This is a genomic window from Candidatus Beckwithbacteria bacterium (assembly GCA_012797845.1).
Lineage (GTDB): Bacteria > Patescibacteriota > Microgenomatia > UBA1400 > UBA1449 > JAAZOH01.
This window is the reverse complement of the sequence record JAAZOH010000016.1, coordinates 50,999-66,062: the sequence shown is the minus strand read 5'-3', so window position 1 is coordinate 66,062 and position 15,064 is coordinate 50,999. Positions and strand designations below refer to the sequence as shown.

Below are 15,064 nucleotides of genomic sequence, written 5' to 3'. Positions count from 1 at the left end.
GTTGCTAATTGGAATCGTAGCTCAATGGTAGAGCTCCAAGCTTATACCTTGGTGGTTGAAGGTTCGAGTCCTTCCGATTCCACTAATTGTTTTCTTGTTGAAAGACCTCCTGTGGTAAGGCAGTAATTAACACTTCAATTTCAATCAATTCAGCACTTGTGGTATTTGCAGTTCCGGAAAAACGATAGTAGGGTTGGAGAGTATTTGTATCATAATCATACAAATAAACCAATTCCAACGACCTAAGAGTAGCTGTAGAAATCATATTGCTATCAATTTCAGTATAAGCTTGGTTGGGGTTGCTAAATTTACTTAGTAAACCACCACCAGCATTAATAGCCTGAAGGGCAGCTGCTGGTTCTGCAGGTGTGACTTTACCAAGAGAAGAAAGTTCTTTAGTAAAAATTGTTAGACTAGCCTTGCGAATACTTCCATCCAAATTGAGTAGCAATGTAATTGGATAACTTTGACGGTCTTTAGGGATAATTGGCAGCTTATCAAGAACTAAATTATAGTTTATTTCTACATAACTAGCTTGATCCATCGTTGTTTTTAAAAGACCTTCTCCAGTTTGACTACCAGCAATTGGTTGTAAATAGGGAGTGCTTAACATAACCTGTTTACCTATTATTTGAGCGGTATCCAAGAACTCCTGGGCTTTAGCAACCAAATCTTTTTGACTAAGCTTGTTTGAACCTGGAGAAGTAAAATTACGGTATGATAATGAAGGTGGGTTTGAAAATATGCTCAATGACAAATCATTTTGTTTGAAAGAATACACAATACCAGAAATATCTTGTAACTGCTTTGAACTGTTGGTAAAACCAAATTTTTGACCATATTCCTGAATTTCCTGTGATGAAAATGCTTCGTCTTTCCCAGTACTGTAAATTGTAATTTGCTTGTTAAATGTTGGCAGTTCACCTACATATTGATATGTAAGATTAAGTTGAGTGGTAGTAGGTTTAACTGAAGGTTTAGGAAGGGTATTAACTGCAATTTGATTAGTTTGTTTTTGCCAAGCTAATATAATCCCAACAATAACTATAATTACAAGAGCTATTATAAGTATAAAGATATATTTTTTTTTCATTCTGGTTGGACAATTTGACTAATAGTAAAATTACAGCTTGCTTGGCCAATACACTTTCCGTTTTCAATTCTATCAGCACTTGCTTCATCGATGCATCCGGACAGTAAAATAGTATCCGCTATTGAACCCAAACCTCGCAATTCATAATGTAAATGTGGGCCTTCAGAATTACCGGTACTATCAACTGTGCCGATAACTTGGCCTTTTTTAACTGTAGCTCCTTCGTTTACAGTGATAGTTTCAAGATGAGCATAATAGGTTGTAAAAGGAAGTCCTCCAGTTGTACCCTCAATCCGAACCAGTTTTCCATAGCCAGTACTATTCCATCCGGCTTCTACTACTACTCCATTGTGAGTTGCGTGAACATCTGCTCCATCGTTACCGCCAATATCGATAGAATTAAGCACCACTCCAGTATGGCTATCTCCAGTATTCATACCTTGGGTGACATACCCGCTAACTGGCCAACATTCAGGCATACCTGGCTCAAACTGGGTTAAATTATCAATTTTATTATAGACATCTTGTAATGTATCAAATGGAGGTAATCGAAATGCTGAAATAAGGTTGATATACAAAAAAGTTGTGGTTATACCAACTGCCCCCACAGCTATAAGCGGGGCATGAACAAAAGCAGGGAACATGCCGCCACTAGCAGCTTCAGAAGCCCCTGCCCCAAAGAGATTTAAAACCTTAGTACCAAGATTATTAGCACCCTGAAAAAGATTACTAAAAAACTTACTAATAGTAGGCCAGTGACCAATCACAGTCAAAGCAAGACCAGGAATTATTAAAAGAGGATTAGCAGTTGCTAATCCTAAAATAAGCATTGGAGGTCCAACAGTCCCAGCAATAGAAAGAATTAAGTTGAGTAATTTAGCAATAAGAGCAATTAATCCAGCTAGTAAAGTTGCAGGTAAGACCCACCAAAATCTCTTTCCGAAACCTACTGCCTTTCCTACAACCGGAAGCTGTTCGGCAATGTCGACTATTTGTTTGGCTAGCATGACTGCGGACACAGCTTGACCAACAACTGGTATGATATTAACTCCCAAAGCTCCTGCCAATTTAGTTAAGCCACCAACTGCTAACTTACCAAAAGTTTTTTTAAGACCAGTGGAAGCTGCGGCTCCAAGAGCCCATTCACCTACCTTACCCATGCCATAGTTGACTAATCTACCAGATAAAGAGTTGTTTAAAAAATTATTAGTATTTCTAAAAAGATTAAAACTGCTGGTATCAGTGTGGGTAGCAAAAGCAAAACCAGTTGTAGCCATACTGGAAGCAGTAACAGTGAGTAGTGAAAAAGCCGAAAATTGATGGCGTTCGACCGGTTTGAAACTGGAAGAAAATTGAGATATAAAACCACCTTGATGAGTAATTGATTGGCTAATTCTATGAGAACTATTGGTAAAGTCAGTTTGCTGATCTAATAAGAAAGAACGAAGCTTCTTTTGTTCTTCATTAGAATCTAGGCTGTCAATCAATGTTTGACTACTTGCATAAAATACATCTTGGCCACCCATAAAATGGACTAAAACTTGGGTGGGAGAAACTTCTTCTCCTGGAGCTAATCCCCTATTAATCATTTCTGTGAGCTGATCTAAAGTGATAGTACTTTCACCTTTGCCAACTTGACTAGTTAGCTCAGTTTGAGAATTGATAATACCTTGATTGTTACGTACGCCTGGGCGGTATTGCTGATATTGCTCTAAACCTCTAAAGAGATGGCTGTATAAACTAGGGTTACGGTAATATTTTTGCGAAACTAGTCTTTGAAAACCAGAACTGGCTCTCTCACCGGCTTCAAAAAAAGCTTGATTATAGACCACACCACTTTCAATTAGAGTCGTAAAATAACTCATAGCATGTCGAGCTTGAGCTCTTGACATATGGCCCTCGCCTTCAAACACATCGATAAGCTGAGTATAGGTTGGGGTGGTAGCAGCTAGAGCCGCTTTATGAAGTATATAGGCATCTCTAAATTGCTTTTTTTGTTGAGGGTTTTCATTGAGCCGATTAATAGTTTTGCGTATTTCTTGATACAAAACCGGATTAGTTGCTTGTGTTCCCATTCTAGGATCTAGGGCTATTTTGGAACTTACAGCTTGATCATTTATGGTGGCTTGCTTTGGATCAGTTGATCGAACTAGTTGTTCACCGATTTCTTCTAAGGCAATTTGCGTACCATAGGCAAGTGAACTGTCTTGTAGTTCTTTACCAATTTCTGATTGACGGCCCAATCGCTCTTGAATCGTTTGTGTTTCAACCTCAGTTTTTAAATTACTGGAATCCTGACTAAAAGCTTTAGCTTTTTCGAGTAGTTCTCGATATTTTTGAGCTAAAGCCACATTTTGTTTAACTGAGATGTGAGCTAAGTCAAGATCTTTATGGGCTGCCAAAGTTTGTCTGCGTTCAGCTGCTTCTTTTTGAAAATGAATCAATTCTTGTAAATTTTGAGGCAGACTTGGAGCTTCAATTTCTTCTTCATAAGAAGCCTCTAATTCGGCTTCAATCTTTGAAAGTTCAGTGGCATTATCAAGTTGATCTATAGTCCATTGTCTTTCTAAGGTTGATGTTAAATATGCCTGCAAAGCCTCTAAGCATTGCTGTCTAGAATACGGCTGAGTATTGATAGTAAAAGGTTCTTTCTGATCAGAGAGTAGTAGGGTAATTAAAGCTCGAGCTTGAGCCTGATCACGTAATTGCAATTGTGGAGAAGAGTCTACCATAGACTTATTGTATCAAGAGAAGTAGAGGTAGTCATTTGCATGTGATTTATTTGGTAATAATTTTTCTTTTTAAAATCAGACTGAATAAACGAGTTGCCATATAAAGCAAACATAAAAATATAAGATAAATGGCAAGCGTAACCAATAAGCCTAAGTTGAGGCTAATGAGTATATGAGAAAAAAAAGTGATAACTGCTTCAGGTAAAGCAGTTTTAGTCAGGTATAAAAACAGCCAAATAATAAAAAGTAAAAAAGTAGGGACAAACATATCGGTCAGATCTTTTTTGGAAGAGAACATAGTACTAGCAATTAAAAAAATAGCAGTGAAAATCAGAATCAAGAAAAAAAGTGGCGGTATTTTATCTACAATGATATATATTAGAGCAGCTATTATACCCAAGCCTGTCCATAATGGCGCAGTACCAATTAAAATTTTCCGAAATGGATCGGTTTGAGCAATAGCTACACTGCCAAGGCGTAATTTACCCTCCTCATTTTTAGCAGGATATAAATTAATGTTTCCTGTACGAACTTGAAGAATTTCTGCTACTAAATAGTGAGATAGTTCGTGGATAACAGTACCTGGTAATAAAAAAACAGCTGAAAACCTCATAGCCCAATTCGATGACTTAGTAATTAATAAAAAAAATCGGTATAAACTTCCTAAATAATATCTTGTGAGTAGATATAAAAGTAATAGTTGTATAAGACATAAAAACACTAACCAATACATTGATATCAAACCAATGTTTTGCAATATACTGGAAATAATTTTGATAACAGAAGTCATTGACTTTATTTTTATCTTTATACTATTCTAGTATAAAGGAGGCTTTTTATGAATGATACTAACGATCAAAATACTAGTCATACCCAAGCTAGTTCACCTGTAGAACAAATCCCATCAGATATTGAGGCTTTTCTTAATCAATTACTCGAGGATGCGGGTATGGTTTTGACTGATGATCTTAAAGCTGCCATGATTGGAGATTTATATGCCAGACTTGAGAAAAAAATCATAGCTGATGCTATCGAAAACATGCAGCCAGAGCAAGTTGATCAATTTATTGAACTAGTTCAATCCGGTAAAGGTAAACAGGAAATGGAACAGTTTATCACTGAAAAAATCCCCAATGCTAAAGAGGTATTTGCCCAGAGTTTTATGGATTTTCGCAATTTCTTTTTAAGTGATATCCAAGAAACAAAATCTGAGCCTCAGTCTATGTCACAAAATTCTTCAGCAAACTAAGATATGGTTGAAATCTTATCTCCTAACCAGCATGCTGAAATCAATCGAGCTGTTGAAAGTAATCAAGAGTATCAGCCTACAAGAGAAGAAGTCTTTTGGGCGTTGGAGAAAGGTAGACAATTATTGGAAGAGCTACCAACAAGTGAACAGACTAGTGAAGTTAAATATGAAATAGCATTGAATAAAAAAAGAGGTGAGCAGCTTAAACAAAGAAGAACTAGTGGTGTGCGGATTGAAGTTCAAACTAATGATGGTAGAAAAAAGCGATATAACGAAGGAATTCAAGTTACTCAAATTTTATTAACTACTTTAAACGAAATTCAAAGAGAGTCGATAAAAGCAACTCCAAACCCAGAAAGATTGGAATGGCTACATACGATTTATCGAACTTTAACAAGTGGTGGTAAAAAACAACTTAAAAGTTATGGAAGTTTACCTGAAGCATGGCAACATAGCTTAATTGAAGCACGGGCAGTCAAAGAACTGGAAGAAATGGAGGAACTTAATGATCCTATGGGAGTAGTAGAAAGAGGTTTAGATGGTAATTTTACTGGTCCAAGTAAAATAGAAGCTCATAAAATTTTACTTTCCCGTTGGATGGTGTATCCTCCAACTGAACCAAGACCAGTTAGATCTGATAACCCAGATCCAGAATCTCCCATTGTTGTAGAGCCACCTGAGTCGAGCAGAGATTCAGATGAACCAGAAGAAAATGGAGATGAAGATGATTCTGCTGCCGTAACCATTCCAGTTCCACCAACAGTAACTGAACCAGTTGTTCCTCCGGAAAAATTAGTAGTGTCTCTGGTTGATACCAGTCATGATGCTAAACGCCAAGCTTATGAAGCAGCGCTACGCTGGACACATAACAAAATGCGGGGCGAAAGAGCTAAAAAGTGGTATGAAATGCCTTTAGCTGCTCTTAAATCAATACCCAATATCAGATTCAAATTATTTGAGCGTTATTTTGTAACTAAAAAAACTCAAGAATTAATGGCAGCTCAAATTACAGCTGGCCATCAATTTTTAGAACTTGATGATGTGACTGGGGCAGCTAGAGAAATTAATCAAGGTAAAAGGTTGGCTGAAACTCAGTCTCGGTCTACATTAGAACGATTTGGGATGATAGGAAGAGATGAGGTAAAAACTTTTTCTGGAGAAACGGCAGAAGTTAATCTAAGTAATGAAGTCCAACAAGGTATACAAGGCTTGATTTCTGAATATGCTCAAGGAAACATTAGACCTGAAGAACTTGATCAAAAAGTTGAAGAACTAGTTGAAAGTATTAAAGCTATAGATGATATTCCTGATTATGTTAAAAACTCTGATTTTATAGCGGCCAATATTAAAGACATAGCTGAGGAAGTCAAGGGATGGCAAGAAGCTGGTCATGATGTTTTAGGTCGACTTGATGATATGTTGACTATTCAATTTGGTCGAGCTTTTATGGCAACAAGTACTGATGCTGACTTTAGTAAAATTGAACGCTACATGAATTGGACTAAGTCAGGTAAATTTAGAGGTTGGCTAGCTAATCCTTTAGCAATTGGAGTTATATCAGGATTAGCTAGTGGTGGGGTGCGTTCAGTATTAAGAGCAGGTAGTAGCGCTTCAGGTTTGGCAGCTAAAGTACCTGGAATTGGACTGGCTATAGGAGCTACAACTGGAGCAGTGTTTGCTGGATTACGGCGTTGGACCGATCTTAAAAACGACAGAGAAATGCAAGAACTAGAAAGCGCAGCTGGATTTTACCCTGGAGACACACCTACTCCTCGAAGAGATAGGCTTAATGAATTTAGTAATATGCTTGATGAGGATAAGGTTCGGGTTACTGCTAAAGGCTTATTAGGTCAAATGGATGCTTTAATTAGTCAAGATTTAAGTGAGCAAGAACATCGAGAGGCTCTGCTTAAAAAAGCTGCTGAAATTAATGCCAGGATCAACTTTGGCATTGAAACTAAAACTGATTTAATTTCTTTTGATACTAATACTCCAGAAGTTGGTCGCTACTCAACAGCTTCACAGCGACTTGAACTGGTTAAAGTGGTAGTTGAAGCTAAACAACAATTGATTGAAGCGCGTATAGCTCAAGATATCGATCCCAATAAAACTCTTGAACAAAAAAGAGCTGAAGCTACAGCTCAAATTACTAGAGAGCTGGATATAGCAGAACAAGAACTGATGCAAAGATATTCAGAAACTAAGGAAGAAAAAGATAAAGCTTTCAATAGCTATCGACTTGGGCAAGCGGTTAAAGCTGGAGCATTTGGAGGAGCTACAGCTTTAGTTGGTGGTATTCTCTCTCAGGAGGGAATTGCTTTAGCTGCTAGAGGTTTGGATAGTGCTGGTATTCATCTTGGTGGAACAGGTCAAACGGCAGTAGAAAGCTGGTTACATATTGGTGATCGGCCCCAAGGACCTAATATTGCTAGTTTAGCTGAGTTATATCAACAAAGTGGTAGTGGTGGAGAAATGAACTTTGGTGAACATGTCAAAGCACTGATAAACCCTGATCACTCACTCACTTTAGTTGATACTACTACCAATCAACCTTTGACTGGTTTACCAAAAATATTTTCACAACCAAATGGCAAGCTGATCATTTCCGGTAATCCAGAAAATTTACCGGTCTCCGTCAAAGATATTATTGGTAGTTGGGGTAAAACTGAAACAGTCTCTCATTCACTTCAAGAACAAGTTCGGGAAGCTGCGGCTCAGGGTCAGTCTACGGTTTTTGAACATGAAGGTTTACGGCTCAATCTTGATCTCAACCATGGGCAGCAGGTTTTTGTAGCCGATGCCTACAGTGGTGATAATATTGGCGTAAGTAAACTAACAGGTGAATCCCTGCAGTTTACTGGAGATCAATCAAAGCTTTCTTCTCTTCATGATATTTTGAAAAATCGTGGTTTTGGAGTAGGAGTGATTGAAAAAACTACTGTAAATACTCCATCGCTTTTAGAAAAAGTCAAAGAAGTAGTTACAGCTGGAGGTACTAAAACTTTTGGTTCAGCAGAAGGAATGAAAGCAGGGCTAACTATGACCGTTAATGGTCATGATGTTATTATTCAACCAGGAACAGCTTGGCACGGTCCACGGATTTCTCTTCATGGGACTATTGCTGGTGATGGATCCCTTACTTTTTTGCCAAAAGATAATCCAGGTATTGATCTTGGACAAGCCCATCAGGTATTAGATCGAGTTGATTTTACTACTCACTTGGATCAAACTCCGGGATCAGGTCAGATTGTAAGTAAAGATGCTCCAGTTTTAGACCATTTTAGAGGACTTGGACAAACTATTGATAAAGCTAAAAAATTATTATGGCATTTCAATAATACTCCAATGCACTATAACGAAGCAGGAAAATTGGTTGGAGCAGATGGTAAAGAACTCTTAACCTACTTTCATGCTCTTAAAGATGGTTCAGCAGAGGTGGATATGTCCAAAATGGTATCTAATTTAGTACCCGAAGGAGGACTAAATTGGGATAGCTCAATTGATCCAGAATACGCGCGATTGGCTGGGGATATTATCACCAAGCCTGATGGGAGTCGAATCTATCAAAATTTTGAAGTTTTATTTACTCCATTTAAAGGAGCCAAAGAAGTGATAGTAGCTCAAATGTCTCCAGATGGCCATCTTATAGTTCCTCCCGGAACAGATCTAAGTCAACTTATTAAAGTAGTTGATAATAAAGTTTCTTTAGAAGCAGCTTTTTTGGAAATTGCCCACCGTCAAGCTGATGGGAGGAGAACAATTTTATCAACCGTAGTTGGTAAGGGATTGGAAACTATCAGAACTACAGCAGAAACTCCAGGTGAAACCATTTTGACTGCGATACCTCATGGTGAATCAGCAGTTCAAGAAGTATTTAATTTGGAAGCCAAACTGCCAACTGCATTTGAACTAACTCCACCTTTTGAATCTGCTCCACTTATCCCGACACCATTAGAATGGAGATATCCACTAGAAGATTTGCTGAGAAAAGACTTGTTAATTTATTATCAAGGTTATGAAGTTAGTCAAGAAAGAAAGGATTTTTATAAATCAAGACGTTCTCCTAGGTTAAGTAGGAATCCAGAAATTATCCTGAATCCCAACCAAGAAATAGGATGGTATTTTAGACAACAAGAAAGAAGTTATCTGGAAGAGCTTAATAATATGGATTCGGCAATAAATGAACCAATGAGTAATTCGTGTAGAGTGGCTATTTGTATTGCTGCAGCCTCGCATCAAGAAGGGGAAAACATATATAATACTCTTCTTCAATATGCAGATCAAACAGATCTAGCTGGGGATGAATTAAATCCTAATGATTTTGAAATAATATTATTTTTAAATAGACCGTCAAGTTCTACTCCAGACAAAACTAAGGATGAAGTAGAAAGATTCAAAAGAGATCATCCAGAGGTAAAAATTAGAGTAATCGAGAAAATATTTCCAGAAAAAAGGCCTAATATGGGGGTTATTTCTAAATATGTATCAGACATGGCATTATTACGTTCGCAAAAACGGGATAACCCATTAAATAATGATCTCCTATTAGTTGCAAATGATGCGGATGCAGAACTTATTTCTAGGAGCTATGTTAGTTCAATTATTAATAATTTTGACAACCCATCTAAAAAACATCAAGATGGAGCTCTTGGAAAAATTGAATGGAATCCAGAAGCTTATATCAAATACCCCGGTTTTCATGTTGCTAATCGTTTTTATCAATTTCTTGAAGCTGTAGCCAGACATGATAAACAGAGAAAAATAGTTGGTTCTTCTGGTGCTAATTTTGCCATAAAATCTTCTATTTATGCTGCTGTGGGTGGTTATAATACCGAAACAGATGTGGCTCAGGATGTAGAATTAGGCAATATGATCAAAGAGGCTAGAAAAAAAGCAGATGGAACACTCACAAATAAAACTTATCCTATAGGATATATTGGAGGAGCTTCGATAATAACAAATCCAAGAAGAGGTTTGAGTTACTATACTTCTTATAATGGTGCCGATCCAGATCGAGATAGAAGAAGACGCAATTCTGCCATTGTACATCAATGGAGTGATTTTGCATCGAGGGATAATATTAGAGATATTAATTGGTTAGCTACTGAAAATCTTTTGTCAGAAGATGTAGATTCTCTTAGTATTGAACATTTAGAAGATGATATTAATGCTATTATAGGAGTGTATGGTTATACACCCGACTCTCCAATTGTTAAAAGAATATTGAATAATTTTCTAGGAATAAATTTTACAGTTATTGAAAGAAGAAACTCTGATAATATGTTAGTTAGAGAAGTAAAAATTACAGACATTGAAAAATTAAAAAGAGATTTAATAGACTATAAGAATGAAAAAAGTTAAAAAAAACATTTTTATATTAAAAGCTAGAGCTATCTCATTTAAAATCTAATTTAAAAACAATTACCCGCACCTCTCCCCACTAACTGCTGCGTGTTCATTTTTAGTATAGCCGCAGCTAGGGCAAGCATCGCCACTGCCCATTTTAATCCAACCCCCACAGCGAGGACAAGGGAAACCAGGCACAAATGATTCTAAGAGCCCAGCCAGACCACAGCCACCACCACGACCTAAAAATTTTAAAGCACTCTTAATAAAATTATTCTTTAGTTCGGTTGTAGAAGAGCCATGCTCTTCAAGGTATTGTCTGAATAATTTATTAAAGGTTTTAAGTACTTCTTGTTCAAGCTGAGCTTTGGAGCTAATAATCTGAGGAAGGCCAACTTTTTGCTTCATCAATTCTAATGTTGTCCGTAAGGTAGTTTGAACTTTAAGGTCAGCCAAGGCCCGATCATACAGCTCTAAAAATTGGGAGTCTTGATTGATATGAAGAGCTGCTAAGATTTGTTCAGGATTAGCAGTAGTTACAATCGGGTGACTGACAATATCCTGAACCGTTGTATATATGGGATTTGGTTGAGCAAATTGAACATATGCTTTGATAAATTCCTCATCGGAAACATCACTGCGAACATAGGTTGCTATAATTTGTTCTCCTTGTTTTTCATATATTCGGACCCAATGATGAATAATTGGAGTAGGTCTTAGTTTGGCTGAGCCAGGACTAAACTCAACAATCCGTTGACCATCTCCAATAGTGGCCAACTGTTGCTGTAGTCTTAAAATACCGGTAAACTCAGCCCATTCAAGCCCTAGTTTAGTTTGATAATATACATCATCAGATATTAAGCTTCTGAATATATCAGGATTGCTAGTAACGAATTCCAATTGTTGACTAGTAGGGATATAGCCAAATTTTCGTAGCCAGTACGGCTCTATTCTTTTGAAAATACTATTTGGATGAATGCTGGTGAGTGTTTGGTGAACAAAAGATTCAGCATGGTTATTAAAAAAAAGCTGGTTATCTCGAAAACAGATCGTACACTTGGTAAGTAATGGTTGACCTAAAACATGTTCTCGTAACTGAGCCACCAGCTGTGCTTCCTGTTCTAAACTGGTTTGACCAATATCTTGCTCTATCACAAATTGATTGCGACTTTGATTAAAATAAGCTACAAGCTCTGGAGTTAAAAATGGGTCACGCCGATCTTGTGTTAGTAGTTGATCAGAAGAAAATCTTGGAAATAAGCCAATGATCAATTCAGGAGGGATACGTATTTTTTCTTGAGTAATTGTTGGAGACTGCTCAATGGCAAATGACAATGCGGTACGGCTTCTACAGGTAGCTCGCCTGTAAAATGGAGCCTCAGATAACAGGGTTCCGGCTGCCTCCCTAATAATGCTTTGATTTTTAATCAAACAAAAGGGATTTTCACGGTTGCGGCACAGCTGAGGATTTTTACCTCATTCACCTGTTTTATTTTTAAAAATTCTAACTTCTCAGAATGCCTTTGATAAGATAGAATAGAACCACAATAACGCAAACACTTTATGGTGTCAAGAGATTTAAATTATCCTATAAAATTTGGTATAATACAGCTAATAAAAAACTACTAATCATATATGCCTTCAGATCCAGAAAATGAACGCAACCAAAGAAGAAACAGACGAGAACGGCGTCCACGTCGTGATCAGGACCAGGAACGTAATCCCCAAAATGAACTACGCCAAAATCAACAAGAAGAAGAAAATACTATTTTAAACAGAGATGAACAAATGCAAGCTGATATGTATTATCAGTTTTTAGTTCAAGAACACACTCCACAAAAAGAATTACGTCGTCGTTTAATCATTTTTCAATTAGCAGTTGCTCTCAATTTAAAACTAATCAATGTAGAAGGAGTAGAAAATAAACCAGCTATTCGAGCAATTGAAAAAAGACTTACAGAGTTGGAACGAGAAGAAGGAACAATCAATCTTAGCGAAGAAGAAACAGAGCAAATGCGACAAGCGCAAAGTTTAGAACAGCTTCAAAAATTAATTGAACTAGGTAATGGGGAGAATGGTATGGGAGGGTTTCAGACTGATTTGTGGAAAAAAATGCGACTTGACCAACTAAAAGCTGTCACAGGTGAACTACAAGAAAAATACGATGAACTTGATAAAGCATTAAGTGATTATTTGCCCAATCCTAGGAATCCAGATGGAACTATAGATCCGACAAAACAACAAAAACGAATTGGGCAAGTTTTATCCCTGCTACATCTGGAAGTTTTAAAATCAGGTTCTCATATCGAGCATCAAGCCTTACAGATGATCCTAAGCTCCAACCAACTGAGCTCAGAACAGGGCTCAATGTGGTTGGCAGGTGATTTTATCCGAAAAGCTGGACAAGCAATGACCCAAAAAGATATCAAAGCGATGTCTTCAATTTTAGGTAATCCTGGCATTAAGCTTTTTGAAGGTTTGCATGAGATAGCACCTGAGGTAGAGGTTACAGCTGTAGATAGGAATGGTCGGGAACAAACATATCGAGGCACTATCAGAATTGACCACTATAAAGATTTACTTGATGACCCGGACACAGCCTATAGGATCTTGACTGAAAGTCCGGGTGAAAATTGGAAAGGTTCACTGCTTGATGAAAATGGTCATCCTAAGGATATCGGTTACAATAAAGTCAGAGCAGCAATTTTTGACGATTTGTTTGAACATCGATTAGTAAATGATCAAGGAGAAGGTCTACCTAAGGATGCGGTTATCATTGATACCAATTTGTACGACTTTGGTTTTGGTAAAAGAATTTCAGTTAAAGAGTTGGCGCCTGAAAAACGCCAGGACCTAAGAGGATTAATGACAGGGGCACTTTGGGGAGTATATGAATCTGCTTGGAATTTATGGAATATCCAGTTTGAAAACTATCGACACGATCCCTTAATGGGAGCTCGAGAGACCTATTCAGCTTCTAGAAAAGGTGTGATTCCAGCGGGATTTGAACGGGTTTATAAGAATTCGCCAGAGATGCTACGTCGAGTGCAAAGATTGATTGGTTGGGGACCAATGTCTAGCGAAGGAGCTTCCGGAGCGATGATGTTGCCTGAGATGACTTATATTAACTGGGAAACAGAAGCATATAAGGCAGCTGATAAAGAAGCTGCGAGACGGGGTAAACCAAGTGCAAAAGAAGTGCTTCTACAAAAATTAACCCGCCAAGGTATTATGCCCCACTTAGAAGAAATAGAAAGTTTGATTGCTTTTGGAATGGGGAAAGATGGCAAATCAGGAGTAAAAGGTGAATCAACTCAATGGCGAGGAAATGGAACTAGTTTAGATTTTAGTGAAGATAACTGGGAAGAATTAGCAGATAAGTGGTTAATTCTTCGCAGAACAAAGAAAGATGAGCATGGAAAAGTAATAGTAAAAGGTAATGAAAGCAATTTTGTCCAACGTGCAGATTTTAAATCACTTCAGGAAGTAATTGCTGGTTTTGAATCCTGGACGCAGGATGAAAAAGACGCTATAGCCCATATTGACTTTGGCCCAGCTTTTGCCAAGTTACAACGAATTGAAGAAACAGTAGTATTTGATGCCAATAGAACCAAAGGCTTTGAAGGTTTAAGGCAGATAAAACAATTGCAGCAAAGACATCTGCTATTTTTTGATTCTTTAGCCTGGAATGAGTCCCTTCAACACAAAGTCCTAGAATCTCATGCTAGTTACACAGCAGCAGCAAATGATTCATACGAGGTAGTTAATGGCTATCATAACCAAGTTATGGATAATGAGGGTTTAACCGGAAAGATTGAAAGTGAGAAAGATCTCAAACTGGCTGTTATTGAAAATGCAGCCAAAAAAACCAGTCAAGCTACAGGAGAGCTGAAAGCTAAAGGGGTAATGGGTTTTAGAAACAATAAATGGATGGAAGAATTTGCTCAAGAAGAAATGATTGCTCAAGCCTACCAGATGGGAATACGAACAGAATGTTGGGTGGCAGATTTGAAAAGAGAAGGTGGGAATTTTGTCGAACAACATTATAGTAAAGAAGATTTTCTTAAAGAACTTGTAGAGATAAATAGAGAAAGAGACCCTAATTTAAGCGAAGAGCAGGCGCTTGAAGCTGCTAAAAAACGGTGGGAGGTTTTGCAAAAACGTTATGGATATCGAGAAGTTAGAGTTAATGACAATAAAGATGGAAACCTTATTATTGGTCCAAGCAATACTCCAATTAGGAAGATTAAATATATCCCCAAGAATTATGTGGATGAAAATGGAGACAGAGGCTATTGTCCTGGTAGGCAATATCACGGGGCTCGGGTGGTGGGTGGTCGTTATTTTGAGACCATGGCTAAAGCTTTTGAAAAAGACGGTATGGTAGCTAATGCTGAAGAATTTGAACAAAGAGTCCTACCTTTGATAGATAAAATCTTGGACAATAATGATATTGGCATGTTGCCGAATGAAGGAAAATACTTGCGACATATCAGATTTGAAGGAAATTTTGAATTGGGACTTGGTCTGATTGACTTCTTGCGTAAATGGTTTAAAGTTTCAGTACTTAATAAACCTGCAGATAAATAAAATACTTAAAATTCAAGGATATAAAAATATAAAGTATAGAATGTGTTTGTTTGA

Annotated in this window: 7 protein-coding genes, 1 tRNA gene and 1 riboswitch; of the genes, 4 read left to right on the top strand and 4 right to left on the bottom strand. The window is 37.5% G+C overall.

Translation table 11 applies throughout. The annotated features are described in order from the left end of the window. Nucleotides 1–10: 10 nt before the first annotated feature. Nucleotides 11–82 (top strand) — tRNA-Ile (locus tag GYA49_02445). Here the strand turns inward: GYA49_02445 and GYA49_02440 are convergent. The 3 genes from GYA49_02440 to GYA49_02430 all read right to left on the bottom strand — a co-directional run bounded on the left by GYA49_02440 (nt 83) and on the right by GYA49_02430 (nt 4,438). Beyond that, nucleotides 83–1,093: a hypothetical protein gene (locus GYA49_02440; GenBank protein NMC35882.1), complete on the bottom strand. Its 1,011-nt coding sequence runs from the start codon at nt 1,091–1,093 to the stop codon at nt 83–85. Further along, entirely contained in the window at nt 1,090–2,370 is a 1,281-nt protein-coding gene (locus GYA49_02435) for a M23 family metallopeptidase (protein NMC35881.1), read from the bottom strand. The genes GYA49_02440 and GYA49_02435 overlap by 4 nt, the downstream gene beginning before the upstream one ends. Nucleotides 2,371–3,871: 1,501 nt before the next feature. After that, nucleotides 3,872–4,438, bottom strand: coding sequence for a hypothetical protein (locus GYA49_02430; protein NMC35880.1), 567 nt, complete (start codon nt 4,436–4,438; stop codon nt 3,872–3,874). 225 nt (nt 4,439–4,663) lie between these two features. Between GYA49_02430 and GYA49_02425 the strand changes: the two genes are divergently transcribed. After that, on the top strand, nt 4,664–5,074 hold the full coding sequence (locus tag GYA49_02425) for a hypothetical protein (GenBank protein NMC35879.1): 411 nt from the start codon (nt 4,664–4,666) through the stop codon (nt 5,072–5,074). A 3-nt stretch (nt 5,075–5,077) separates the two neighbouring features. Next, nucleotides 5,078–10,435 carry a hypothetical protein gene (locus GYA49_02420; protein NMC35878.1) on the top strand — a complete coding sequence of 1,786 codons (5,358 nt, stop codon included), beginning with the start codon at nt 5,078–5,080 and terminating at the stop codon, nt 10,433–10,435. A gap of 60 nt (nt 10,436–10,495) precedes the next feature. Here GYA49_02420 and GYA49_02415 read toward each other — a convergent pair whose 3' ends face one another. After that, nucleotides 10,496–11,755, bottom strand: a complete 1,260-nt coding sequence (locus tag GYA49_02415; GenBank protein ID NMC35877.1) for a hypothetical protein — start codon at nt 11,753–11,755, stop codon at nt 10,496–10,498. Between the two features lie 31 nt (nt 11,756–11,786). Then, a riboswitch (cobalamin riboswitch) is annotated at nt 11,787–11,942 on the bottom strand. A gap of 113 nt (nt 11,943–12,055) precedes the next feature. On the opposite strand from GYA49_02415, the gene GYA49_02410 reads away from it, so the two are divergent. Then, nucleotides 12,056–15,010: a hypothetical protein gene (locus GYA49_02410; protein NMC35876.1), complete on the top strand. Its 2,955-nt coding sequence runs from the start codon at nt 12,056–12,058 to the stop codon at nt 15,008–15,010. Nucleotides 15,011–15,064: the final 54 nt, after the last annotated feature.